Genomic DNA, 24,940 nt, shown 5'->3' with positions numbered 1-24,940 from the left:
GGCTCAACTCGCTGCGGGCGAACGGTGTGCCGCCGCGTGTCGCGCGATCTCGGCACAGGTGGCCCACCAGACCCCGGTGCGGGCAGCGATGTGCGCCAGCAGCTCGTCCAACACCTTGACGCGGGAGCGGTGCCCGATGATGTGCGGGTGGAGCGCGAGGGTGAACAACCCGCCTTCGGCGTAGGCCGCGTCGAACTCGTCCTGCCACGTCCGCAGCACTTCACGCGGCGCCAAGACCTGCTTCCCCAGAGCGTCGTCGGGGAAGTAGGGGGCGTCGTCCCGGATCCAGGACACCGGGATCTCGGTCACCCCGGTCGCCTCACCCCGGTGCAGGAGCTCGTAGGGCTGGTCATCGGCCATGAGGGAGGAGTCGTACTCGAGCCCGAGCTCCCTGATGATCGGCAGCGTGTGCACGGTGAAGTCCCAGTACGGCGTGCGCAGACCGACCGGACGGACGCCGGTTGCGGCCTCCAGCCCGTCCGCGCTGCGCAGGGCCAGCTCCCGTTCCTGTTCCGCGGTCAGGTCACCGCACTTCTCGTGGATCCAGCCGTGCAGACCGATCTCGTGCCCGTCCGCCCGCACCGCGGCGAGCCCGGCGGGATCCAGCAGGGTCGAGACGACCGGGTAGAAGAACGTCGCAGGTGCGGAATGCCGGCGGAGCGTTTCGAGAACGCGCGGCAGGCCCACACGCGCACCGTACTGGCCCTGCGAGAGAAGGCCGGGTCCGGTCTCACCACGGGAAAGGGGAAGCGTCTCGTTGTCGACGTCGACCGAGATCGCGACGGCCACCCTCGCGTTCTGCGGCCAGTTCCCCGGGGCCAACCGGGCACCCGCGCCCACCTCGTCCACCGCGGATCGCCATTGCCATTCAGCCCACTCCCAAGGCGAGGAATCCACATCAGGCATTCTCAGAACCCTTCTTGCTCATGCCACAGGGGCGTCGAAGCGCCACTCACCGGCAGGTGATCTCGGGAATCCCTGAATGATGATTTCGTGCTTTCAGGATTTCCACGCTAGTTTGAGCGGAAATCAGCGTCAATGAGACGTTCCGGTGTGCGGAACCTGTCCCGGATTCGCGCACCAGCTCTTCACGATGTGCGCCAAATGTGAACGCAGGCTCCAGCGCGAGCCGCGAATGCCGAGGTTCAGGTGACCGAACTGCGGCCTTCCGCAGCACCGGGGAACCGGTGACCTGCGGCGTGGCGGACCTGCGGACCGCAGCGGCGCTGTGGATGTCCACAGTCACACGACATTGCGCTGCCCCTACACTCGCTCGAAGTTGAGCGACGGCTTCACCGCCGCACTGGAAGCTTTGTGAAAACAGATTCGCCTGTCACCGGTCAGCACCGGTTGCACGACTTGACACCGCACCGCGACAACAGGGACAACGCATGGCGATCGACATTTCCGGCACGCTCGTGGACGCGATCAACTGCGCCCCCGGTGACCGCGGTCGGATGTTCTTCCCGGAGTCCACGACCGTCCTGACCCGTGCCGAACTCGGCCCCAGGGCCAACGGCGTCGCCGCCGCACTGCTCGCCGCCGGTGCCGGACCCGGCGAGGTGGTCGGCGTGCTGCTGCCCGCTGTTCCGTCCTTCCCGCCGGCGCTGCTCGGCGTGCTCACCACCGGCGCCGCCGTCAGCGTGCTACCGCTGCCCGCCGTCGCCCACGACGTCGACAGCATGGCCGACGACCTCGCCGCGTTCATCCGCACCGTCGGCATCCGGCACGTCGTGACCGGTGACCTCTTCGCCGCCGCGCTCGAACCGCTGCAGCGCCGGTGCCCCGGACTGCGCGTCGTCAACGCCGACCGGTGCCCGCCGGCCACCCGCGTCCCGACCACGCACACCCCCGGACCGGATGACCGCGCCGTCGTGCAGTTCACCTCCGGCACCACCGCACGGCCACAGGGCGTCGTGCTGTCCCACCGCGCCGTCCTCAACGGCGTCCTCGCCCCGGTCGCACGCTGCGAGCTCACCCCGGCCGACGTCGGCTACCAGTGGCTGCCGCTGTTCCACGACTTCGGCATGATCGGTCTGCTGATCTCGCTGTGCGCCGGGTTCGACACCCACCTCGTCTCACCGGCGGCGTTCATCCGGCGCCCGGTGGACGCGTTGCGCTACCTCGGCGAGCACGGCGTCACGATCTGCACAGGACCGAACTTCGCCTACGACCGGCTGGCCGAAGCCGCCCGCACCGCGGAGCTCGACGGGCTCGACCTCGGACGCTGGCGCCTGGCGCTCAACGGCGGTGAACCGGTCTCCCCGGCCACGGTCCGCGCCGTCACCGAGGTGCTGGGCCGGCACGGCCTGCCGGCCGGCGCGATGACCCCGGCTTACGGCATGGCCGAGTACTGCGCCGGCATCACCATCGACCTGCCGGCGCTCGCACCTCGCACCATCACGCTCGACCGGGCCGCGGCCACCGACGGCCGGGTCGTGCCCGTCACCGGGGACTCCGGCTGGACGATCGTGTCGCAGGGTCCCCCGTTGCCCGGCACCGAAGTGAGGGTCGTCGACGCCGGAGGCACCGTCCTGCCCGAGGCCGGTGTCGGCGAGCTCCAGGTGCGTGGCCCCAGCCTCATGGACGCCTACCTCACCGATGACCCTGCAGCCACCTCAGGGGTCTTGGACGACGGCTGGCTGCGCACCGGCGACCGGGGCTTCCTGCTGGGCGGGGAGGTGCACGTCGCGGGCAGGCACAAAAACATGATCATCGTGCGTGGCCGCAACGTCCACGCCGAGGAGATCGAGCACGTCGCCCGGCACGTGCCGGGCGTCTACCAGCGCCACTGCGTCGCGGTGGCCGACCAGGAAAGAGAGCGGGTGGTCGTGGTCGTGGAAACCGTCGAAACCGACCGGGCGGCGGTGGCCGAGGGCGTGCGGCGAGCCGTCGGTGAACGCCTCGGCATCACCGACGCCGACGTGCGCACCGTCGACCGCCGCTGGCTGCCCCGCACCACCAGCGGCAAGTGGAAGCGCGACGAGCTCCGCCGCCGCCTGTTCGGAGAGGAGAACGCGGCATGACCGGACCGGTGCACGGCAACGAGTCCTCCGCGCTGGCCGTGGTGGTCCAGGAGCTCGCCAGGGTGCTGGAGATCCCCGCCGACCAGTTGTCGCCGGACGACCGGCTCGCCTACCTGCCCAACGTCGACTCGTTGCGGCTGCTGGACGCGATCACCGCCGTGGAGAACACGAGCCGCGTCAAGCTCAGCGAGGACGACCTGGTGACCGCGCGGACGGTGGCGCAGCTCGCGGCGCTGGTCGAGTCCGCCAAGACCGCGGACGTGGAGAGGGACCGGTCATGAGCCTGCCCACCCTGGTCTCGCTGCCTGACGATGACACCAACACCGCCTACTACGCGCGACTGCGTGAAGCCGCATCCGTGCAGCGGGTGCAGCTGCCCAACGGGTTCCCGATCTGGCTCGTGACCAGGTACGACGACGTGCGGGCCTGCCTGCGCGACGAGCGGCTCGCCGTCGACCCCCGGCTGCTGAGCTCGCCCGAGCACAAGTTCGGCGGACGGCGCGTTCCCGAGGACACCCTCAGCTCCACGGGACGGCACATGCTCAACACCGACGGGGCCGAGCACCGCAGGCTGCGGTCGCTGGTCAACGCCGAGCTCTCCAGCGGTGCCGTGGGTCGCTGGCGCGCGACCGTCGACCGCATCGTGCACGAGCAGCTCGACCACCTCGAGCACCAAGGCGCCGCCGCGGGTGGCGGGCCGGTCAACCTGATGACCGCCTTCGCCAACCAGGTCCCCGTCACGGTGATCAGCACCGTGCTCGGCCTGCGCCCCGCGGACACGCCGGTCGCCGCCGCGCTGCTGCGCGAGCTGCTGTCCAGCAAGCCCACCGACAGCCCCGAGATGATCGGCTATTACCACGAGCTCGTCGACCTCGTCCTCGCCACGGTCGAACACCGCAGGAACGACCCCGGCGACGACCTGATCTCCATGCTGCTCGCCCGGTCGGAGTCCGTCGGGGTGCGCGACCTGCTCAGCACGGTCATGGCGCTGTTCGTGGGAGGACCACCCACCACCGCCACCGCCATCGCCCACGGCGCCGCCACGCTCGGCGCCAGGCCGGACCTGCGTGCCGAGGCCCTGGGCAGCGAGGCGTCCACCGCGCGGATCGTGGAGGAGCTGCTGCGCCACCACCCGCCGTTCCAGTTCGCGATCTGGCGGTTCGCCACCGCCGACGTCCGCGTCGGCGACGTCGTCATCCCGAAGGACGCGACCGTGCTGCTGTCGCTTGCCGCTGCCAACCGCGATCCTCGTGTCTACGACGATCCCGACGTGGTCCGTTCCCACCGCGACGGTGAGCCCAGCCACCTGTCGTTCGGCAGCGGCGTGCACCGCTGCATCGGCGCGCCGCTGGCCCGCATGGAGATCACCGTCGCGGTCCGCTCGCTGTTCCTCCGCTTCCCGCGGCTGCGGCTCGCCGTCGACCCGCACGAGCTGTGCTGGAGCGACATGGTGTTCGACCGCAGGCTGGAGTCGATGCCCGTCGACCTCGGCGGTGTGCGCGCATGAGGGTGTCCGGACGGGTGCGCATCTCCGCCGCCACGACCTGGCTGCCCGCAGGACGGTCCCGCGCCGCTGATGCGGTCACGGCGGGCACGCTCAGCGACATCGACGCCCGGTCGGCCGTCTGCCACGAGGTCGCGGTCGCCGACGGGCAGCAGGCGTGGCAACTCGGCCTGACCGCCTGCCGAGACGTGCTCCCCACCGCCGGGATCACGCCGGAGGAGATCGGTTTCCTCGCCTACGCGGGCATGTCCGCGACCGACGAGGAACCCGCGTCCCCGGCACACCGGCTCGCCGCCGCGCTGGGGACCACCCACGCCGTCGCCGTCGGCCTGAGCCAGATGTCCAGCGGCGGCGACGCGGCGCTGCACGCCGCCATCACCACCCTGCTCACCGAACCCGACACCCACCACGCTCTCGCGTGCACCGGCACCGACACCCGCGAGCTGCCCTACGACCGCTGGCGCACCGCGCCGGAGGTGGTGCTGGGCGACGGGGGCACCGCCGCGCTCCTGCACCGCGACCGGGGCCCGCTGGCCGTGCTGGCCACCGGCCGGGCCGGCAACCCCCGGCTGGAAAGCGCCTTCCCCCGGTTCCACCCCTTCCGGCCGCTGCCACCCCCGCTCGACAACAGCGCCGCCCTGCTGGAGTTCCGCACGACCGCCCAGGAAATCCGCACCACCGTCGCCACAGCGGTGCAGCGAGCGCTGTCCGACGCCGACCTGCACGACGCCGATCGCATCCAAGTCGTCTGCACAGCGCGGTTGCGTCCGGACACCATCAGGTACACCGTGCTCCCGGTGCTGCCCGAAGCCGTGCGCGACCGTCTCGTGGTGTTCGGGGACACCACAGGTCACCTCGGTGCGGGCGACACGATCGCCAACCTGGACGACCTCCTCCGCCTCGACGGGTTGGCCATCGGCGACTGCGCCCTGCTCATCGGCCTCGGCGCCGGGTTCACCGCGACCGCGCTCGTCGTCGAGCGGTGCTGATCGTCCGTCCACAACAGACAAACGGGCGCACGCTCCGGTCGAACCACGCTCTCCCGTCCTCCCCAGGTTGCTGTTTGCGACAGACTGTCGTAATGTTTGCGACAGATCGTCGTAAACATGCAGACCACGGGAACGGGGACACACATGACCACGCTGAACGATCGGGCCGAGCTCATCGAAGTGATGAGCCACTACGCCGACATCGCAGACCTGAAGGAGTTCGACGCGCTGCCCGGCCGGGTCTACACCGACGAGGTCTCGTTCGACTTCTCGTCCGTCACGGGCACTCCGCCGATGACGATCGCTCTGAGCCAGTACGTCGAGGTCCTCCGTGCGAGCTTCGCGGCGTTCAAGGCGACGCACCACGCCATCACCGGTCATGTCATCGAGATCGACGGCGACAAGGCCAGGATTCACGCCCACGTCCGCGCCGAGCACTGGCTGCCGGAAGAGCTCACCGCCGATGGCGCCGGTCCGTGGCTGGTGGTCGGCTTCTACGACAACGAGGCGATCCGCACGCCGGAGGGCTGGCGGCTCACGCACGTCACGCTGACCGCGATCCACCAGGAGAACCAGCCCCGGCTGCCGGACGCCGTGCCGACGGCGTAGGACGAGGTCATCCGGCCGGAGCCGGCTTTCCGAGGAGAACGAGCAGATGCCGCGGATCAAAGCCGCCACCATCGAGGAACACCACGAGGTGGTGTGGGCCGACCTCACCGAGGCGGTGCGGCAGCTGCTGCTCGAACGCGACTACGACTCCATCACCATGGGCCACATCGCCGCGCAGGCAGGACTCGCGCGCAACACCCTCTACAACTACGCCGGCGACAAGCGCGAGCTGGTCCTCGAACTGGCCCGGCGGGCCGGCCGCCCGCTGGCGCACCAGGTGTCCGCGATCGCCGCACGCTCCGCGGACCCGGCTGCCGGCAGGATGCTCACGATCATCGAAGCGATCTTGTCGGCCTCCACGAACCACGCCATGCGCCTGATGTTCCTCCCGAACTCCACACCGCTGGTCGCCGAGCTCCCAGCAGGGCGGGAGAACCCGTTCACCGCCCTTGTGACCGAGGTGGAGAACGTCGTTCGCGACGGCATCGGCACCGGCGAGTTCTGTGCGGTCGACGACGTCTCGCTCACCGTCGACCTCCTGACCGGCACCGTGCGCGCCGGCATCCACCGGATCAGCAGGGACCCCGGCGCACTTCCCACAACCGTCCGCGCGGTGCAGCACGTCGTCCTCGCTGCGATCACCCGCGAACAAGGCTGATCCGGCTCCGCAGAGAGCACGTCCACCAGTTCCACCGATCACCGCACGGGTGATCGGTCGCCATCGGCTGTCCTGAGAGGAATTCACCATGAAGGTCATCGCCTATGCGGCCCGCACCGCCGGCGGCGCCTTGCAGCCCTACGAGTACGACTCGGGACCGCTGGGGCCCAACGAGGTCGACGTGCGCGTGACTCACGGCGGCATCTGCCACACCGATCTCGCCGCCATCGACGACGAGTGGGGCCTTGCGCGGTTCCCGGCCGTGGCCGGACATGAGGTCGTGGGCGAGGTGGTCGCCATCGGCTCCGCCGTCGACGAGGCGGCGTTGCCGATCGGGCGGCGCGTCGGCGTCGGCGCACTCGCCGGGTCGTGCTTCCGGTGCGAGTCGTGCCTCAGCGGGCGCACCAACCTGTGCCCACGTCGCGACGCCCTGGTGCTCCGCGGCGACCGCGGCGGCTTCGCCCACCACGTCAGGGCGAGCGATTGGCGCCACGTCCACCCGATCCCCGACTCGATGCCGTCCGAACACGCCGCACCGCTGATGTGCGCCGGCACCACGGTGTTCTCACCGCTGCTCGCCAACCGGGTACTCCCGACGCACCGCGTCGCCGTCGTGGGCATCGGCGGCCTCGGCCACCTCGCGCTCCAGTTCTTGACCAGGTGGGGTTGCGCGGTCACCGCCATCTCGACCACCAAGGACAAGCAGGCCGACGCCGAACGCTTCGGCGCCACGGACTTCATCGCCTCCCGGGAGCCAGGAGCCCTGCGGGCGGCAGCCGGCTCGTTCGACTTCGTGCTGTCCACCGTCTCCTGTGACCTGCCCTGGGACGACTACCTGGGAATCCTTGCTCCACAAGGCCGTCTCTGCATCGCGGGGGTGCCGGAGCGGCCCATCTCCGTGTCGGCCCTGGGATTGGTGTCCGAGGCGAAGGAGATCACCGGAGGCATCGTCGGGACGGTGACGGAGACCCGGCAGATGCTCGACTTCGCGGCCCGCCACGCCATCCGTCCCCAAGTGGAGACGTTCGCGCTGACCGACTTCGAACAGGCACTCGACCGGGTTCGCAAGGGCAACGTGCGCTATCGCGCCGTCGTCGACTTCACCTGAGAACAGCCCACGCCACTCGTATCACGTCAAAATTGACGGTCTTGTTGTTCCACAAGGCGGAATGACGCCTTGTTCACCACTGACGCGAGGGCAATATTCGGAGAGAGCACACCGATGAGGGAGTTTTGTGAACCAGCAAAGCGCCGACCCGGTTTCTCTTCGCCGGTCACGGCGGTCATCTCCCGGGCGCCCTGCACGAGTCGGCGACCGAGATTCCGGCACCGTCCGCCGACGGGCTTCTCCCCGAAACACACCTCCGGAGGTCAAGGTATGACGCGCGTGGTCATGGCAGCGATTCCCTTTCCCGGACACGTGAACCCGCTGCGCCCCATCGCCGCCCACCTCGTGGCCCGGGGGTACGACGTCACCTTCGTCACCGGCACCAACCTGCGCGACGCGGTTCTCAGCACGGGCGCCACCTTCCACCCGCTCAAGGGGCACGCCGACTACGACGGCCCGAACGTGTACCAGACCTTCCCGCAGCTCGTCGCCGCCGCGCCCGGTGTCGAGCAGATCTCCGTCTACCTCACCGAGGTGCTGGCCAAGCCCATGCGGGAGCAGCACGAGGCGATCCAGGAAGTTCTTGCCCAGCAACCGGACACGCCCGCGGTCGTGCTGCACGAGATGTACTTCACCGGCCTGTGGCCGATCCAGCTGGGCGCGCCGGGCATCCGGCCCGCGCGGGTGCTCGGTCTCGGTGTCACGGTGCTTCCCCTGTACAGCGTGGACACGGCGCCTTTCGGCATGGGTTTGCCGCCCGACGCGTCACCGAGCGGACGGGAGCGCAACGCCCGGCTCAACGCGGAGGTGCGCGCGGCGTTCTCCTCAGCGCAAAGCCTCGCGGAGCAGCTGGTCCGCGACTGCGGCGGCACCGGCACGCTGCCGTCCTACTTCGACGCCCAGGTCGTGGTGCCCGACGAGTGCCTGCACCTGTCCATCCCCTCCCTGGAGTACCCGCGCAGCGACCTCCCCGGTTCGGTTCGCTTCGTGGGCGTGCCGTGGGAGGCCGACCACCAGGACGTGCCGCTGCCGCAGTGGTGGGACGACGTGCTCAACGCCGACAAGGTGGTGCTCGTTTCGCAGGGCACCGTCAGCAATGACGACTACTCCGAACTGATGCTGCCCACGATCGAGGCCCTGGCCGGCCAGGACTGCCTCGTGATCGCCACCACCGGCGGCCGTCCGGTGAGCGACCTCGGCGCCCTGCCCGACAACGTGCGTGCCGCGGAGTACATCCCGTACACGCAACTGCTCCCGCACGTCGACGTGTTCGTCAGCAACGGCGGGTTCGGCGGGATGCAGATGGCCCTCAGCCGCGGTGTGCCGCTCGTCCTGGCGGGCGAGACCGAGGAGAAGAAGGACGCCACCGCGCACGCCGCGTGGACCGGCGCGGCCATCAACCTCGCGACGGGCCGGCCGCGCGCCTCTGACATCGGCGCAGCGGTGAACGAGGTGCTGCGCGACAACAGCTACCGCGCCGCCGCGCAACGGCTGCAAGCCGAGTACGCGGAGTACGACGCGCTTCGCACCATCACCGAGATCGTCGACAGTGCGGGTAAATCCCCGATTTCTCAGGAAACCGGTCCGGTCGGCGATCTCCTCCACTCCTGACCTGCGGGACGCCGGGAACGTTCGCGCGGGACCGGCGCACCAGGTGAGGCCTACCGACACTCAGCAGAACGGCATGTGAAGATGCACATCTCGCGCACCAGCGAGCGTCACCGGCAGAACTTGCTGGCGGAACTGCTCTCCGACGACAAGGAGCTGATCACGGCGTTGGAGACGACGCTCACCGAGAGCGACGTCGCGGGCAACGTCGAGAACTTCGTCGGCGCCGTACCGGTACCCCTCGGGCTTTGCGGTCCCGTGCTGGTCAACGGGCAACACGCCGCAGGCGAGTTCGTGGTCCCCATGGCAACGCTGGAGGGCACCCTCGTGGCCTCGTACAGCCGCGGTGCGAAGATGCTCAAGGCGTCGGGGGGCTGCGAGGTCGTCGTGACGGCCGACCGCTTCCTGCGGGGCATCCACTACCGGGTGAGCAGCCTCCGCGCGGCGCAGGACCTCGTGACGTGGTGCCGGACCCAGGAGCAGGTGCTGCTCGCCGTGGCGGAGAGCACCAGCGGTCATCTGCGTGCGCAGCGCCTCAGCTTCGACCACGCCGGCTCCACCGTGCTGGTCTCCGTCGAGTTCACCACCGGTGATGCGATGGGCAGCAACATGGCGAGCAAGGCGATCGCCGCGGTCTCGGAGCACGTCGTCCGGCACAGCGGCATCGAGCTGGAGGAGTTCCTGCCGTACCCGGAGGACAAGAAGCCCATCCCGGCACGCCTGAAGGGCAAGTCGGTGACCGCTCGGGCAGTTGTCCCGGCGGACGTCGTGGCTTCGCAGGGGCGGACGGACGTGCTGCGGCTGGACCGGTACGTCCAGGCCTACCGGAGCACGCTCGCGCTGCACGGCAGCTCATCGCTCAACATCCACGTCGCCAACGGCATGGCCGGCCTGTTCCAGGCGTTCGGGCAGGACATGGCCTACCTGGGCGAGTGCGCGAAGGGAATCGTGGACTCGCGCGTGACGAGCAGTGGCGACTGGGAGGTCTCCCTGACGCTGCCGACGCTCGTCGTGGGGACGGTCGGTGGCGGGACCGGCCTGCCGGCCTTCCAGGCGACGCTGGGAATGGTCGGCTGCGCCGGCGCCGACAAGGTGGCCAAGCTCGCCGAGATCATCGCCGCGGTGTTGCTGGCGGGCGAGGTCGGTTGCGCGGTCGCCCAGTGCGCGAACGAGTTCGTCTCCGCGCACGAGTCACTGGGGCGCAACCGTCCGGACAGGTCGGACTGAGCTCCCACGTCGAGCTGGACGCGGGTGGTGACCGGCAGTGCGGTCACCACCCACGTCCAGCTCCCTCATCGTCTCGGCACGACCTCGAACTGGCCCATCATCGAGTGGGTCGCGTGGTCGAGGAAGTGGCAGTGGAACGGGTACCGGCCGAGGTGGGAGTCGAACGTCGCCTGGATGCGGACCACGTCGCCGGGGAACAGGCGGACGGTGTCCTTCGGGTATGAGTCGTAGGCGGGCTCGGGCTTGCCGTTCCGGTCGAGGACCCTGAACTGCACGAGGTGCAGGTGCAGCGTGTGCTGGATGCCGAGAGCGGCGTCGTCGTTCACGACCTCCCAGATCTCGGTCGAGCCGTGCTCGATCGTCGCGTCCACGCGGTCCGGGTCGAACCCCTGGTCGTTGATGACGAACTGGCCGCGCTCGAGGTCGAGCCGCAGGACGAAACGGCGGGTTCTCGTGACCCGGCCGCGCAGCGGGTCGTGCGCCGGCCATCCCGGGATCTGTCCCCCCACCGACGGAACCCGCGCGCGGGACCAGCCGGGGATGGCGATCTCCGGCTTGGCCCACGCACCCCCGTCGCCGACCCGGAACTGCAGGACGTCGCGCTTGTCCTCGGACAGGGCCGCCACGTTCTGCAGCGCGATGGCGGTGCCCGGCGGAACCGACCGGAAGTCCACCAGGACCTCGGCGCGCTCCGCCGGCCAGACGTCGACCTCCTGCCGCGCCGCGGGCACGCGCAGGAAGCCGCCATCGGACGCGATCTGCAGGAACGGCGCTCCGGTGGAAAGCCGGAACTTGAACATCTCCAGGTTCGAGCCGTTGATCAGCCTGAGGCGGTACAGCTTCCGCTTGACCTCGAAGTAGGGCTGCGGCCGTCCGTTGACGAGCACCGTCGGCCGGTTCAGGAAGTCGTCCGGCACGAAGACGAGCTGGCCCCTGCTGTCGAACTTCGCGTCCCTGAGCATGAGGGGAACGTCGAACTCGCCACTGGGCAATGGAAGCAGCGCGTCCACGGGGTCCGACAGCAGGTACGCGCCGGAAAGGCCGCGGTAGACCCGTTCAGCTTCGAGGTGGTGCGTGTGGTCGTGGTACCAGAGCGTCGCGGCCCGTTGGTCGTTCGGGTACCGGTACTCCCTGGACCGGCCGGGCGCGATCGGGTCCATCGGATGCCCGTCACTCGACGCCGGGACGTCCGCGCCGTGCAGGTGGACGGTGGCGGGGCCGGACAGGCCGTTGAACTGCCGGACCACGACGGCGCGACCGCGCCGGGCGCGGAGGGTGGGGCCGGGGAAGCTCCCGTTGAAGGTGAGCGTCCTGGTCCGGATGCCGGGGAGGACCTCCAGCTCGGTCTCCGCGATCCGCATGTCGTAGAAGTCGGTGTCCGCCGTGCTCCGCGTGGGCTTCAGCACCGGGGGGATCGACAGCGGCAGTGAGAAGGGCGGCACCTCCGGCGGATCGTCAGAGAACGCGGAGGCCAGCTGCTTCGCCGGGAAGACCAGGGCCGCGCCGACGACGGAACCGAGTTTGATCGCATCTCTTCTGTTCAGCACGTCGATCACCTTCAGGGAGTCGGGGGGCGATCCGCGGGTGGAGGGCGACCGCGGCCAGCAGGGAGAGCACGAACGAGTGCTGCAACACGGTGATCGCCGCGGACATCGTGTTGCCGCGTGAGATCGCGTTGCCGACGGTGAGTCCCGCGAGGGGGATCGTCGCCGAGGCGCTGAGGACGGCCGCCGTCGCCGCGAAGACCAGCGCGGCGGTGATGCGCCTGGTCGCCGCCCACCGCCGGGTGGCGGCGCCGGCCAGCACCACGATCGCCATCGTCACGTGCGCGGCGAGCAGCGTGATGCCGACGAAGTTGGGGACGGCGTGCGCAACGATGGCGGGAGGCGGGGCGAGGGCCCCGCCCCCTGTTCCCGCGTGGTGCCCGGCATCGGCCGGCAGGAGGGACGACTGCCGCGGCCTGACGTCCAAGTAGGACGACCAGTCCCGGATCTGCCAGGCGACGACCGCCGCGAGGACGATCGCGAGCAGAGCCAGTGGAGTCGTGGGCCGGCCACGGCCCGATGATGACGAGGACGCGGGCCGGAGTGCGAGTTCGTCCTGCATGGAGCCGCCTTTCCCGCCCGCGTCCTTCGGATCAGTACATCGTGTTGGGGTTGGCCGAAGTCGGCGGAATCGGCTGCAGGACGGCCCAGTGTTCCAGCAGTTTCCCGCCACGGACGCGGTACAGGTCGACACCTACGCCGTTCTCCATGTCGAACAGCTTTTCCAGGTGGACGAAGACCGCGACCAGGTCTCCCTCTGCGACGACGGTCTTCACGTTGGCGCGGTAGTCCGGCTGCGCGGCGTACGCGGCGTGCAGGAACTGCTGCAGTGCCTCGGTTCCGTTCGGGACGTCCGGGAAGTGCTGGTAGTAGGTGTTGTCCCCGATGTAGCGGTCCAGCGCCCGGAGGCGGAGCTCGTCATCGGGCTGGTTGACGATCTCGGAGAAGGCGGCCCGGCCGAGGCGTTCGCTTTCGGCGTCCGTGGCGAACGGCAGCGACTGGGAGATCTTCGGCGAGCTGAGCGTGGAGAACATGTCGTTGCCGATGCTCACCGGCCGGACCGCCTCGTTGACCTCCCAGTGCTCGGCGATCCTGCCCCGGTCGAGGCGGAAGAGGTTGATCTTGGCGACACCCGCGTCGCCGGGCTTCCCTGCGAAGTGGCTGTGCACCACGACCAGGTCGTTCTGGGCGATGGTCCGCTTCACGGTGAAACGGAGGTTCGGGTTCTGGTTCCGCAGGCCCGCGTGGTACGCCCGGAACGCGGCCCGGCCGTCTGCGATCGCCGGGTAGTGCTGGACGAGGTCGGGGCGCACCACCCTGTCGAGGTGTCCGAGGTCCCCGCGGTTCAGCGCGGAGTAGAGGCCGAGGACGACCGCCCTGTTCGCCCTTTCCTTCGGGGTGGCGATCGACTCGAACGCGCCTTGCCGGTGCTGGGTGGGTGCGGCGGTGACGGCCGGGTTGAAGGCGGCGATCACGGTGACGGAGAGGATGACCGGCACCACCGCACGCCAGCGGGTCCGGGATCGGTAGGTCCTTTTCGGCATCTTGGTTCTCGCTTCCTGCGATTGTGGAAGATGTGACTGCGCTAGGGCCGCACGAGCACCTTGGTGGCCGTGCGTGCGGCCATCGCCTCGTAGCCGGACGCGATGTCGTCCAGGCTCACCGCCCTGTCGAAGATCGAACCGGGGTCGAGCGTGCCGGCCAGCACCCGTTCGGTGAGTTCGGGGAGATAGGCGCGGGCCGGTGTGAGCCCGCCGGTGAGGGTGATTCCGCGGAAGAAGACCGGCGTCACGTCGCCGATCGGCGGGCTGCCCATCACGCAGGCGGTGCCGCCGGTCCGGCACAGCGCGAAAGCCGTGTTCTGCGCCTGCGGACCACCACCGCACTCCACCACCACATCGGCGCCGAGCCCTTGCGTGGCCGCGCGAACGAAATCGACGGATTCGGCAACGCTTTCGGGTCCTCGGGCCAGGAAGGTGTCCGTCGCACCGAAGTCGCGGCCCTTGCCCAACCGGGATTCGTGCCTGCCCACGAGGATGATCCGGCTTGCACCCGCTTCCCTCGCCGCGAGCACGGCGCACATCCCGACCGGCCCGTCACCGAGGACGGCGACCGACGAGCCCGGCGTGACCCGGCCCGTCCGGACGGCGTGCAAGCCGGTCGCCATCGTGTCGGTGAGGGCGAGGAGCGAGGGCAGCCGTTCGTCGTCCTCGTCCACCGGCACCGCCACCAGGGTGGCGTCGGCGAAGGGGACGCGGACCGCCTCGGCCTGTGCGCCGTCACCGTCCACACCGAACATGCCACCCGCGGCGCAGGCGCTGTGCACACCGGCCTGGCACGCCGAGCAGGTTCCGTCGGCGAAGTTGAACGGCGCGACGACCATCGTCCCGGGGCGGAGCGTGGACACCTCGGTGCCGACGTCTTCGACCACGCCGACGAACTCGTGCCCGCAGCGAGGACCGGTGACCGGACCGGGAAGCCCGTGGTAGCCGTGCAGGTCCGTGCCGCAGATCCCGGCGACGACAACGCGGACGACCGCGTCACCGGGTGCCCGGAGCGCCGCGTCGGGGACTGCCTCCACGGTCAGCTCCTGCTTTCCGCGCAGGACCGCAGCCCTCATGAGCACACCTCTCGTCGGCTTGACCTGATCGAACCCGGCCCTCCCGGCAGCACGTCGTCCGTCCGGACGTACCGGCCCGACAGGTGGTCCGCCGCGCCCGTGACGACGGAGACCAGCGCGGCCGCGGCGTCCTCGGCGGCCGTGAAACGCCCTGACCGCCGGGCCTGCAACGTCCACGTCAGGATGTCGTCCTCCCAGCGGTTCCCCGTCCGGCCGCGGTCGAGGTGGGACCGGGTCATGCCGGCGTCGACCAAGCCGGGGTCGAACGCCACCGCAACCCGTGCGGAGCAGGCCAGCTCCCCGGCCAGGCTCGCTGTCACCGAGATCAACCCCGCCTTGGCGGCCGCGTAGGCGCTGGCGTGCGGCCAGCCGACCGCGCCGGCCCGGCTCACCACGTTCACCACGCGTCCGGTGAGCGAGGGCAGCACGGCCCGCGTCACCCGCACCGACCCGAAGAACCCGACTTCGGAGGTCTGCCGCCACTCAGCTCCATCCACCGTCCACAACGGACCGATCGGCCCTGCCACACCCGCGTTGTTCACCAGCACGTCGAGGCCACCCAGCTCGGCCACGACCTGGTCGACCCCGCGGGCCACCGAATCGTCGTCCGTCACGTCCAGGCACACCCAGGTCGCGGTTCCACCGGCTCGCCGGATTCCGTCGGCGGTCTCCTCCAGAGCGTCCCGGTCGCGGCCCGCGACGGCGACGGACAGCCCGGCGGCGGCCAGCGCCTGCGCGAACGTCCGTCCCAGCCCGCGTCCGCCGCCGGTGACCAGCACCCGCAGCGCCGGAGGCCGCAACCGCTTGCCGGTCGAGGAACGCGGGATCGCCCGTACCCGCTCGATGGCCCGCACCCGTTCGTGCGGTGCGACGCGGTCCGCGACGTGGACCGTGATCTCCGCGAGGGGCACCGGCTCGGCCAGCACGACGTAGGCCTTCGGGACCTCCCCCGCGACCGGGTCGGGCACGCCCACGACGCAGGCTTCGACCACCGCGGGGTGGCCGGTGAGCACTTCCTCCAGCGCGGCCGGCGACACCTGGTGGCCCTTGTACTTGATCAGCGACTTCGCCCGGCCGGTGATCCGCAGGAAGCCGTGCGCGTCCCGGCTCACCAGGTCGCCGGTGCGCAGCCAGCCGTCCGCGTCCGCCGACGTGCGGGCGATCTGCGGCCCGCGCAGCCACAGCTCGCCCGACTCCGGCTCCGTGCCGCCGGTGAACCGCACCTCGGTGCCCGGGACGAGCACGCCGGTGGAGCCGGGCGGCACCTCGACGCCGTCCGGGCTGAAGCTCACGCACCCCGCCTCGGTCATCCCGAACCCCTGCACCACCGGGACACCGAGGACCGCGGCGCAGCGGTCGGCGTCCACCGAGGGCAGCGGTGCACCACCGGAGACGACCAGTCGCAGCGACGGCAGCGGCTGGCCGGTCGCACCGAGCTCGGTCACCACGCTCGGCACCAGGTACGCCAGCGACACGCCGCCCTCGGTGACGTCGCGGGTGAAGTCGGCGGCCGAGAACGGGGTCGCGCCGATGACCAGGGTGGCGCCCGCCCGAAGCACCGGGTTCATCGCCATCTGCATCCCGTAGACGTGCCGCAGCGGCGGCACCGACAGGACCACGTCGTCGTCGCGCACCCGGTGCAGGTGGGCGATCTGCCCGAGGTTGGCGGTCAGGTTGCGGTGCGACACCGGCACGAGCTTCGGTGCGCCCAGCGTGCCGCTGGAACTCATCAGCACTGCCGTGCGGTCGCCTCCGCGCGGAGACAGCGGCAAAGGTGGCGTGGCCACCGCCTCGTCCCACGGCGTGCCGTTCGGTGTGGGAGCGCCGACGCAGACGGTCGGCAGCGAGACCTCCGGCGGTCCGAGGGCCGTCTCCGCGACCAGTGCCTTGGCACCGGTGCCGTCGATCGCGGCACGCCACCGCTCGGCGGTGTCCCGCGGGTCGAGCGCGAGCACCACGGCACCGGCCGCGAGGATGCCGTGGTAGGCGACCACGAACTCGGCGCTGTTCTCGGCGAGCACCACCACGGTGTCGTCATCGCCGACCCCCGACCGGCGCAACCAGGCCGCGAGCCCGGCGACGGCCGCGCGCAGCCGTCCGTACGTCCATTCGAGACGCCCGCCCCGCGAGCGGTCCACCACCGCGACCCGGTCGTCGTCCGCGGCGCCCGGCCGCAGCACGTAGTCGCCTAGGTGTGCGTCGGCGGGCACCTCCCAGGCCGCCGTCACGGCCGCACCGGCACTTCAGCGGCTCCCCGTCCGGTCCTCACCGCTCCCCCGGGCCCTTCTTGCGAGCCAGGGTGAGCCCGTCCGCGACGGTCAGCAGGACCGACTCGACGCGGTCGTCGTTGCGGACGTGCTCGTTGAACTCGCGGATGGCGCGGGCGTTGCCCTCCGCGCCGGGTGAGGCCGCCTCGCCGGCGTAGAGCACGTTGTCGGCCACGATCAGGCCGTTGGGGCGCAGCCGGGGCACGAGCTCTTCCCAGTAGGTGCGGTAGCCGGCCTTGTCGGCGTCGAGGAAGGCCAAGTCGATGAACGGCTCTTCCGGAAGGCCGCGCAGGGTGTCGGCGGCAGGGCCGAGCAGCGGTTCCACCCGCTCGGCGACACCGGCCCTGGCCCAGGCGGCGGTGGCGATCCCCGCCCAGCGGTCGGTCACGTCGCAGGTGATCACCCGACCGGTCGGCCCCACGCCCTCGGCCAGCGCGAGCGTCGAGTACCCGGTGAACGTCCCCACCTCGACCACCACGCGGGCGCCGGTCAGCCGGGCCAGCAACGTGAGCAGCGCCCCCTGTTCCGGCGGCACCTGCATCTCGGCCACCTGGCCGAGGGCGAGCGTGGCGTCGATCAGTTCGCGCTGGACGTCGGTGAACGGCGGGAGCTGACCCCGGACGTACTCGAGCACCTGCGGGGTGAGCAGCACCGCCTTGTCGGGCTGTTCCGCTGTTGTCGTCATGCGTGGGCTCCGTCCGCGAGAGCCGCCTCGGCGATCGGGACGAGGCGGGCGATGTGCACCGGAAGGTCGGTCTGGAAGTGGTTCACCGCGTCGCGGTCGTAGATCGCGTGCACCGGCTGCGTCGCGAGGTCCGCCAGCAGCGCCGCCACCCGCGCCCGCAGCGCGGCGGTGAAGACGTGCGCGCAGACCTGGGCCCGGTCGACGAGGAAGAAGTCGTCGAGCAGCGCCTGCTCGTCCTCGGTGGGCGCCTGGTGGACGTCCCGCCCGGCATCGCGCAGCAGCGACCCGCCGACCGGCACGAGCCGGGCGGCCACCGTCATGTGCACGAGGCGGTTGAACTTCACCGCCGCCCTCAGCGCCGACCCCGGTGCGGGCCGCGCTGCGGCGAGCAGCGCGGCGGCGTGGCGGTGGTCGCGCGCCCACGTCCCGCTCATCGCCGGGTGCCGCGCCGCCATCCGCGGCCGGATGACCGAGAGGTAGACCTCGGGGCGGCAGCTGCCCGAGTAGAGCAGCAGCGCCGAGTAGGTGTCGTGCAGGACAGCGGCCTCGTCGAGGTCACCGCGGCCGAGCGCGGCCGAGAGCAGCCGCCACACGCAGAAGGCACCGTGGTGGCCCAGCAACCAGCGGTACCAGGCGAACTCCGCCTCGCTGTCGGACGGCGGCGGGCCGACGGGTTCGTCGACGTCACCGGGGTGCCAGGCACACGGGGCGAGCGGGTTCTGCGGAAGCGGAACGGTGAGCCGGGGCAGCGGCGGAGCGGTCACGACAGCACCTCCGCGACGTGCTCGTCCAGCGCATCGGCAGCCGCGCGGATGTCCTCGTCGAGCGGACGGTCGTGGGTGATCGGCGCGACCCGCTCGGCCAGCGCCGCGACCAGGCCCGCGCAGTGCGGCGCGGTCGGCTCGCGATCACCGATGTGGGCGGCTTGGCGCACCGCGACGCCGAGGCAGCCGTGCAGCAGCCGCAGGAGGTTGGCCTGCTCGTAGGCGGTCAGCGCGGCTTGGGTGCCGAAGGGGACGACGTCCTGGTTGTGCAGGTTGGTGGGAATGCTCTGCATCGCCGCGGGCGTGCACGCCCGGCGCATCGCCACGACGACCGACGTCGCCAGCACCTGCAAGCCCTGGACCGCGTGCTGCTTGCCCGGCTCGGCCGCGAGCATCGGGGGCCGCCCTCCGTTGCGGCCGGGGTCCACCAGCAGGTCGACCTGCCGCTCCGCGAGGTTGCCGACCTGGGTCATCGCCGAGGACAGCAGGTCGGCGGCGAAGGCGGCGGGCTGGCCGAAGAAGTTCCCCCCGTGCGCGACGAGGTCTTCGTCCGGGAAGAACAGCGGGTTGTCGCTGACCCCGCGCAGGTCGTCGGCGACGGTCCGGGCCGACCACCCGGCCGCCGACCGGGCAGCGCCGAGCAGCTGCGGCGCGCACCTGATGCTGTAGGGCTCCTGCAGCGGCCGCCCCGCCACCGGCGTGGTTCCCCCGAGCCACCACGACAGCTCACGGCCGGCCGCTTCGGCCTCGGGATGACCGAACGCCTCCAGCAGGGACGGTGCCAGGAACGCGGGCGTAGCACCGAGCAGGTCGGCCAGTGCCGCCGTCAGCGCGACCGCGACCTTCAGGGAACGTTGCGCCGACAGCACCGCAAGCCCGGCGGCCGCCGTCGTCACCGACGTCCCGTTGACCAGCGCCAGCGCGTCCCGGCCGTCCAGCTCGAGCGGGGCCAGGCCCGCCGCGCGCAGGGCGTCGCCCGCGGGCATCCGATCGCCGTCGAAGTAGGCGTACCCGTGCCCGCGCAGGCTCTGCACGGCGTGCGCCAGGGGAACCAGGTCTCCGCTGGCTCCGACCGAGCCCCAGGTCGGTATGGCGGGGGCGAAGCCGCTGTCGAGCATCCGGGCCAGTGCGTTCACCGTGGACATCGACGCGCCGGACAAGCCGCGGGCCAGGGACCGCGCACGCACGAGCACCGCCGCGCGGGCGACGGGGACCGGCAGGTCGGGCCCCTGTCCGACGGTGAGGTGCTGCAACACGTTGTCGCACTGCGCGGTGCTGCTCTCCCGGCCGTCGAAGACGACCAGCGGCCCGAATCCCGTGGTGGCACCGTAAACCGGGCGTTCGGACCGCGCCAGGGTCGCCTCGACGAAGCGCCGCCCGCGCTCGACGTCCGCCACGACCTGTGCGGGCAACGTGATGCGCATCGGCCGAGCCGCGGCCTCCAGGTGGGCCAGCTCCACGGGAGCCGAGAGATCGAGGGTGGTGGTCGCGGAATCAATCGGGCTCATCGTGTCATCGCCCCTAGTTCGGCCGAAGTGGGTTGGAGCTCGTCATCAGCCACGTTGGTCAGGTCAGCGGCCGTCCGAAGTGGTCGCGCTGTTCACCGGAAGAGGTGGGCCGCCGGCGAAGCGACTTCCCACCTCGAGAAGCACTCTCACCCTGTCCGCGTAACGATTTTCGTCGCAAGTATGTAGCCGCGGAGCCGTCGCACAACCGGACATTCCAGCTACCGGAACGACGACCGCGAGCCGCAACAGGCCGACACTGTCCACAAGCGACTTCCGCGCGGCACTTCCCGCCGTCGCCTGTCGACCGCAGGGCGTTCGTCGACGAACAACCGTTGCGGGAAAACGACTTCGTGGTGTAGAGCGGCCTCGACGCGACTGACCGGAGGGTTAGCGGCGGTTTGATCAAGTGTTGGTGGTACTTGCAGACGCCTGGGCAGCAACGAAGGGGAAGGGGGCGGACAAGGCTTCTGTCCGGGTGCTCAGCCGGCCGCCCGCGTGTCATCGCACTGCTCGCGCTGCGGCCAGTGCGCGCCGAAGGCCTTGAGCACGTTGGTCATCAGGGGCGAACACTGCGACCTGTGCCACGCCAGGGCGATCCCCACGTTCGCCCCGTCCTCGAGGGACCGGACCGTGATGCCCGACAAGGGGATGGAACGGGCGGACTCCGGCACCACACCGATTCCGAGCCCGGCTGCGACCAGCGCGAGGAGCGTCGGCATGTTCGAGACCACGTGCTTGCGCTTCGGGCTGAAGCCGGCCTTCAGGCACATCTGCAGCACCGCCTTGGCAATCCCTGCCTCCGGCTTCACCTCGGTGATGAAGGCTTCGTCGCGGAGGGCCGCGACGCTCAGCGACTGCCTCTCCGCGAGCGGGTGGTCGACGGGGAGGACGACGACCAACCGCTCGTCGCGGACGGGGAACAGTTCCACGTCCTCGCAGTGCACCGGCGGGTGCACGACCCCGAGGTCGAGCGTCTCCTCCCGGAGCCTGACGCACTGCTCCTCTGTCGAGAGGTCCGAGTGCACCTCGAACTCGACGCCGGGCAACCGCTTCCGGATCGTCTGGACGAGGAACGGCATGTGCGCCAAGGCGGCCGATCCCGTGAGCGCGATCCGGAGCAGTCCCGTCTGACCTTCTCCCAGCAGCCGGACGCCGTCGACCCCGGCATCGATCCGGCTCAGCGTGTTCAGGGTCTCGTCGAGGAAGAACCGGCCCGCCTCGGTGAGCTCCACCCGTCGCGTCGTCCGCGCCAGAAGGCACACGCCGAGCTCGTCCTCCAACTGCCGAATGGCGTGTGACAGAGCAGGCTGGGCCATGTTCAGCTTTTCGGCCGCCTGACCGAAATGACAGGTTTCGGCAACTGCGGCGAAGTACCTGAGGTGCCGGAGTTCCACCCTGCTCGCCATCAACAACCTCAATCACCCGGCCACAACAACGGCTCGCCGACTTCGCACTCCACGACCGGCAACAAAACAGCCTGTTCGAAAGTCTCGAACCGCCCGCGCAACTGCGGTGCGAGCCCTTCCAAACGATGACGTTCAGTTGTCAGCCAGCAACAGTATGTCCACTTCGACCGGGTGCCGCAACCGCTGGAGAATGTTAGCGCTCTCAATTCGGTGCACCGCCCGGCAAGCGGCCGACCTCGACAGATGACACACCTGTGACGAGCGCATCAGCAGACCAGCCGTTCGGAGCATCGACAGCGCAGACCGGCGCAGATTATTCGCGGTCAAACATCCGCTCTGCAGCACCACAGCAGCACACTCATGAATTAAAATCCGAATGATGCAACATCGATAAACCGGTCGAAAACCGGACTTGGACACGAGGGAAACGTGAAATGAAATAGGGACCGAGCCGCACCGCACCTTCTCCGCGGCGGTCACCGCACAGCTCTCCCGCCCGCCGACGAGCGGGGAGGAAAGCCTTGCCGGAGAACGAAAGTGAGGTCGAGTCCGGGACTACACCTTCGACAGAAGGCCCTCGAACGTCCTCACCACGTCGGCGAGCACCGGGGACTGCTTCGACCTGAGCCACGCCAGGGCCACCGGCACCATCGGCGCTTCGCTGAGCGGGCGGAACGTCACGCCCGGGACGGGGACCGAGCGGGCGGCGTCCGGCACCACGCCGATCCCGAGACCGGAGGCGACCAGTGCGAGGAGAGTCGGCATGTTCGAGACCACGTGCTTCTTCCGCAGGCTGAAGTCGGCGTTCAGGCACATCTTCATCACCGCGTTGGCTATGCCCGTCTCCGGCTTCGCCCCGGTGATGAAGGACTCGTCCCGCAGGTCCGCGATGCCGACCGACTTCTTCTCCGCGAGCGGGTGGTCGAGCGGGAGGACGACGATCAAGGGCTCCTCGCAGATCGGGATCAGTTCCACGCCGTCGGGAACCGGCGGGTGCACGACCCCGAGGTCGAGCGTCTGGTCACGGAGCCTGACGCACTGCTCCTCTGTCGAGAGGTCCGAGTGCACCTCGAACTCGACGCCGGGCAGCTCCCTGCGGATCGACTGGATCAGGAACGGCATGTGCGCGAAGGTGACCGAGCAGGTGAGCCCGATGCGCACGAGTCCGGACTGCCCCTCGTTCAGCAGCCTGACACCGTGGATGCCGGCGTCGACACGCCCCAGCGTGTGCAGCGCCTCGTCGAGGAAGAACTTGCCGGCCTCGGTGAGCTCCACCCGCCGCGTGGTGCGGACCAGGAGGCTGACGCCGAGTTCGTCCTCCAATTGTTTGATCGCGTTCGACAGCGCGGGCTGGGCCATGTTGAGCCGTTTCGCGGCCTGACCGAAATGACACGTCTCGGCCACCGCGGCGAAATATCGCAGATGCCTGAGCTCCACCCTGTTGCCCACGAAGACCACCATTCACGTCGCGGCACCGGGCTGGCCGAAATCGACACCTTCGCATTCGACGACATCACCGGTCGCCAAAAACGCGACCGTCGGTTTCACTCACCCTCCGGTTGCCGGTTCACGACAGTATGTCCGCCACCGGAGGGCTGCGCAAGGTCTGGAACGTGAACGTTCTTGATTGAACTGCCTGGTCCAGGCGTTACGCTGATTCCAATTGACACGGAGATTCACCCTTTAGGGCTATCAAGATTCCTATCCAGAACCCCGTTGCAGCAAGAAACCAGAACGCCGACGTTCCCGACTGATGACGCAGTGCGACGACCGCGCGCGGCTCCGCGGTCCGGAACGCGGGTGGCGCAGATTCGCCGCCGGTGATAGGTACTGAGCGTGAGGACCACTTCGAGCCGGGAAGGACACCGGGCACCGCGCCGATGAAGCCACGAGGAGACTCCTACGGCGGAAGGTCCCGCCTCGAACGGTCAGCTCAGCGACGGGAACGACTGGTCGAGGCCACGTTGGAGCTGTTCTCGGCGCGCGCGTACGACGACGTCACGGTCGCGGACGTGTGCGTTCGCGCGCAGGTGTCGAAGCGCTACTTCTACGAGCACTTCACCGATCGCGGTGACCTGGTGTTCCAGGTGCACACCGAGCAGAACAGGTGGCTGCTCGAAGGCATGGTCGAGGCCTCGCCGCGCAACCCGTCCGGTCCGCGCGAGCTCATCTTCCCGATGATGAAGGCGCTGGTCACCATGCTGTCGGAACACCCGCAGCGGGCGCGGATCATCTACATCGACGTGCCGCGCCTCGAGTCACTGCGCCGGGAGTCCATGCGCAGGCAGGCGGAGTTCTTCGGCCGCCTGGTCCGCGGGGTCGTCGGCCCCCAGCACGACCGGGTGCTGTTCCAGCGGGCCTCGCTGGCGCTCGTCTCCGGGATCTCCCAGGTGGTGACCGAATGGGTGACCAGGGGGTTGACCGATCCCGTCGACCCCCTGGTCGAGCACCTCACCAGGATCGTCTGCGCCGTGCTGCGCGACCTCAGCTGAGGCCTGGCTCAGCTCGCCAGACCTGCGCACAACGGCTCGTACAAGCGCGCCACGTGCGCCAGCGCGGTCTGGACCTCCCCCCGCGCGACGAACGCCTGCGGCCCGGTCACCGACACCGCGGCGAACAGGGGGCCGTCCGCGACGACCGGCACGGCCGAGGTGCGCAGACCCCGGTGAGTGACCCCGTCGTCGTGCGCGACCCGGGAGGCGGGCCGGCCGGAGGAGCTCCGATGCGCCTTCAGCGTCAGCACCGCCTTTCCGGCGGCGGTCTCCAGCGCGGACCACGACCGGCCGAAGTCGACCGGACCGGACAGCAAGCCGGCACCGGGAGGCTCGAACTGCTCCACGCAGCGGACCACGTTGTCCTCCACGACCATGAGCTGCACCAGCAGGTGCGTCAGCTCGTACAGGCGCAACATGCCCTTGAGCGCGTGCCGCCGCAAGAGGGCGTGGTCGTCGCTCGTCAACCCCGCTGTCAGTCGCAGGTCGCCCAGTTCGTACCCGTTGGCGATCCGCCGGACGGCCTGCTCCGCCTCCAGCGTGCGCAGCAGCCGGTGAGCGGTCGTCTTGGCGAGCTGCAGGTCCCGTGCGATGTCGGCCAGGGAGCAGACCCCGCCCTTCCTCCCCAGGTAGCGGATGATCAACACCGCCTTTTCAACCGCCCCCTGGGACTTTTCCGCGGAACACGTCTCGTCCACCCACGCCGTGCTCACCGAGGAACCGCGCGCAGACGTCATCCGAACCTCCGATGACCGGGATTCTGAAAATATTCATGAACGCGCCGACCCTAACCGGATTATTCCAGTCGGATCAACACGCGGTGCCATATATCGACGAGCCGAATGGACTGATCGGCCTCGACTCAACAATTGGTCTGGGATCATGAACGCACGACACGCACGCCACGGCGCGAGGCAGGGGTGAT

24 protein-coding genes are annotated in these 24,940 nt (G+C 70.0%); 10 read left to right on the top strand and 14 right to left on the bottom strand.

What is annotated here, in order from left to right; genetic code table 11:
• Positions 1–3: 3 nt before the first annotated feature.
• Together ACZ7CF_RS40195 and ACZ7CF_RS40190 are read right to left on the bottom strand one after the other, a co-directional pair.
• Positions 4–849: a polysaccharide deacetylase family protein gene (locus ACZ7CF_RS40195; protein WP_458432792.1), complete on the bottom strand. Its 846-nt coding sequence runs from the start codon at positions 847–849 to the stop codon at positions 4–6.
• A 103-nt stretch (positions 850–952) separates the two neighbouring features.
• Entirely contained in the window at positions 953–1,240 is a 288-nt protein-coding gene (locus ACZ7CF_RS40190; RefSeq protein WP_470372312.1) for a hypothetical protein, read from the bottom strand.
• Positions 1,241–1,391: 151 nt separating this feature from the next.
• Between ACZ7CF_RS40190 and ACZ7CF_RS40185 the strand changes: the two genes are divergently transcribed.
• The 7 genes from ACZ7CF_RS40185 to ACZ7CF_RS40155 all read left to right on the top strand — a co-directional run bounded on the left by ACZ7CF_RS40185 (position 1,392) and on the right by ACZ7CF_RS40155 (position 7,894).
• Complete coding sequence (locus tag ACZ7CF_RS40185) at positions 1,392–3,026, top strand: AMP-binding protein (protein ID WP_470372311.1); 1,635 nt, start codon at positions 1,392–1,394, stop codon at positions 3,024–3,026.
• Entirely contained in the window at positions 3,023–3,307 is a 285-nt protein-coding gene (locus tag ACZ7CF_RS40180; RefSeq protein ID WP_470372310.1) for an acyl carrier protein, read from the top strand. The genes ACZ7CF_RS40185 and ACZ7CF_RS40180 overlap by 4 nt, the downstream gene beginning before the upstream one ends.
• A complete protein-coding gene (locus ACZ7CF_RS40175; RefSeq protein ID WP_360384803.1) occupies positions 3,304–4,533 on the top strand; it encodes a cytochrome P450 in 1,230 nt (409 codons plus the stop codon). Before ACZ7CF_RS40180 ends, ACZ7CF_RS40175 begins: the two co-directional genes overlap by 4 nt.
• Positions 4,530–5,519, top strand: coding sequence for a beta-ketoacyl-[acyl-carrier-protein] synthase family protein (locus tag ACZ7CF_RS40170; protein ID WP_360384805.1), 990 nt, complete (start codon positions 4,530–4,532; stop codon positions 5,517–5,519). The genes ACZ7CF_RS40175 and ACZ7CF_RS40170 overlap by 4 nt, the downstream gene beginning before the upstream one ends.
• 144 nt (positions 5,520–5,663) lie before the next feature.
• On the top strand, positions 5,664–6,128 hold the full coding sequence (locus tag ACZ7CF_RS40165; RefSeq protein ID WP_458432797.1) for a nuclear transport factor 2 family protein: 465 nt from the start codon (positions 5,664–5,666) through the stop codon (positions 6,126–6,128).
• Positions 6,129–6,174: 46 nt separating this feature from the next.
• Positions 6,175–6,786, top strand: coding sequence for a TetR/AcrR family transcriptional regulator (locus ACZ7CF_RS40160; protein ID WP_470372309.1), 612 nt, complete (start codon positions 6,175–6,177; stop codon positions 6,784–6,786).
• 88 nt (positions 6,787–6,874) lie between these two features.
• Positions 6,875–7,894, top strand: coding sequence for an NAD(P)-dependent alcohol dehydrogenase (locus ACZ7CF_RS40155; protein WP_470372308.1), 1,020 nt, complete (start codon positions 6,875–6,877; stop codon positions 7,892–7,894).
• 26 nt (positions 7,895–7,920) lie between these two features.
• On the opposite strand, the gene ACZ7CF_RS40150 is transcribed toward ACZ7CF_RS40155, so the two are convergent.
• Complete coding sequence (locus ACZ7CF_RS40150) at positions 7,921–8,064, bottom strand: hypothetical protein (protein WP_458432799.1); 144 nt, start codon at positions 8,062–8,064, stop codon at positions 7,921–7,923.
• A gap of 100 nt (positions 8,065–8,164) precedes the next feature.
• Between ACZ7CF_RS40150 and ACZ7CF_RS40145 the strand changes: the two genes are divergently transcribed.
• Together ACZ7CF_RS40145 and ACZ7CF_RS40140 are read left to right on the top strand one after the other, a co-directional pair.
• Complete coding sequence (locus ACZ7CF_RS40145) at positions 8,165–9,505, top strand: glycosyltransferase (RefSeq protein ID WP_470372307.1); 1,341 nt, start codon at positions 8,165–8,167, stop codon at positions 9,503–9,505.
• A gap of 81 nt (positions 9,506–9,586) precedes the next feature.
• Positions 9,587–10,729 carry a hypothetical protein gene (locus ACZ7CF_RS40140; protein ID WP_470372306.1) on the top strand — a complete coding sequence of 381 codons (1,143 nt, stop codon included), beginning with the start codon at positions 9,587–9,589 and terminating at the stop codon, positions 10,727–10,729.
• 65 nt (positions 10,730–10,794) lie between these two features.
• Here ACZ7CF_RS40140 and ACZ7CF_RS40135 read toward each other — a convergent pair whose 3' ends face one another.
• The 10 genes from ACZ7CF_RS40135 to ACZ7CF_RS40090 form a co-directional block, all read right to left on the bottom strand.
• Positions 10,795–12,276, bottom strand: a complete 1,482-nt coding sequence (locus ACZ7CF_RS40135; protein WP_360384817.1) for a multicopper oxidase family protein — start codon at positions 12,274–12,276, stop codon at positions 10,795–10,797.
• Positions 12,185–12,835: a hypothetical protein gene (locus ACZ7CF_RS40130; RefSeq protein ID WP_470372305.1), complete on the bottom strand. Its 651-nt coding sequence runs from the start codon at positions 12,833–12,835 to the stop codon at positions 12,185–12,187. The genes ACZ7CF_RS40135 and ACZ7CF_RS40130 overlap by 92 nt, the downstream gene beginning before the upstream one ends.
• Before the next feature lie 31 nt (positions 12,836–12,866).
• Positions 12,867–13,772, bottom strand: coding sequence for a nuclear transport factor 2 family protein (locus tag ACZ7CF_RS40125; RefSeq protein ID WP_360384821.1), 906 nt, complete (start codon positions 13,770–13,772; stop codon positions 12,867–12,869).
• 86 nt (positions 13,773–13,858) lie between these two features.
• Positions 13,859–14,893, bottom strand: a complete 1,035-nt coding sequence (locus ACZ7CF_RS40120; protein WP_470372304.1) for an alcohol dehydrogenase catalytic domain-containing protein — start codon at positions 14,891–14,893, stop codon at positions 13,859–13,861.
• A complete protein-coding gene (locus tag ACZ7CF_RS40115) occupies positions 14,890–17,121 on the bottom strand; it encodes an SDR family NAD(P)-dependent oxidoreductase (RefSeq protein ID WP_470372303.1) in 2,232 nt (743 codons plus the stop codon). Before ACZ7CF_RS40115 ends, ACZ7CF_RS40120 begins: the two co-directional genes overlap by 4 nt.
• 37 nt (positions 17,122–17,158) lie before the next feature.
• Positions 17,159–17,845 carry an O-methyltransferase gene (locus tag ACZ7CF_RS40110; RefSeq protein WP_470372302.1) on the bottom strand — a complete coding sequence of 229 codons (687 nt, stop codon included), beginning with the start codon at positions 17,843–17,845 and terminating at the stop codon, positions 17,159–17,161.
• On the bottom strand, positions 17,842–18,609 hold the full coding sequence (locus tag ACZ7CF_RS40105; RefSeq protein ID WP_470372301.1) for an L-tyrosine 3-hydroxylase: 768 nt from the start codon (positions 18,607–18,609) through the stop codon (positions 17,842–17,844). The genes ACZ7CF_RS40110 and ACZ7CF_RS40105 overlap by 4 nt, the downstream gene beginning before the upstream one ends.
• Positions 18,606–20,117: an HAL/PAL/TAL family ammonia-lyase gene (locus tag ACZ7CF_RS40100; protein WP_360384831.1), complete on the bottom strand. Its 1,512-nt coding sequence runs from the start codon at positions 20,115–20,117 to the stop codon at positions 18,606–18,608. Before ACZ7CF_RS40100 ends, ACZ7CF_RS40105 begins: the two co-directional genes overlap by 4 nt.
• A 479-nt stretch (positions 20,118–20,596) precedes the next feature.
• Positions 20,597–21,523, bottom strand: coding sequence for a LysR substrate-binding domain-containing protein (locus tag ACZ7CF_RS40095; RefSeq protein ID WP_360384833.1), 927 nt, complete (start codon positions 21,521–21,523; stop codon positions 20,597–20,599).
• Positions 21,524–22,078: 555 nt separating this feature from the next.
• Positions 22,079–22,972 carry a LysR family transcriptional regulator gene (locus ACZ7CF_RS40090; protein WP_360384835.1) on the bottom strand — a complete coding sequence of 298 codons (894 nt, stop codon included), beginning with the start codon at positions 22,970–22,972 and terminating at the stop codon, positions 22,079–22,081.
• 431 nt (positions 22,973–23,403) lie between these two features.
• On the opposite strand from ACZ7CF_RS40090, the gene ACZ7CF_RS40085 reads away from it, so the two are divergent.
• Complete coding sequence (locus ACZ7CF_RS40085) at positions 23,404–24,015, top strand: TetR/AcrR family transcriptional regulator (RefSeq protein ID WP_470372300.1); 612 nt, start codon at positions 23,404–23,406, stop codon at positions 24,013–24,015.
• A gap of 8 nt (positions 24,016–24,023) precedes the next feature.
• On the opposite strand, the gene ACZ7CF_RS40080 is transcribed toward ACZ7CF_RS40085, so the two are convergent.
• Complete coding sequence (locus tag ACZ7CF_RS40080; RefSeq protein ID WP_360384839.1) at positions 24,024–24,752, bottom strand: helix-turn-helix domain-containing protein; 729 nt, start codon at positions 24,750–24,752, stop codon at positions 24,024–24,026.
• Positions 24,753–24,940 lie beyond the last annotated feature (188 nt).

Source organism: Lentzea sp. NPDC036955, from assembly GCF_055608005.1.
The sequence above is the reverse complement of the archived record's forward strand: the minus strand, read 5'-3'. Positions and strand labels throughout refer to the sequence as shown.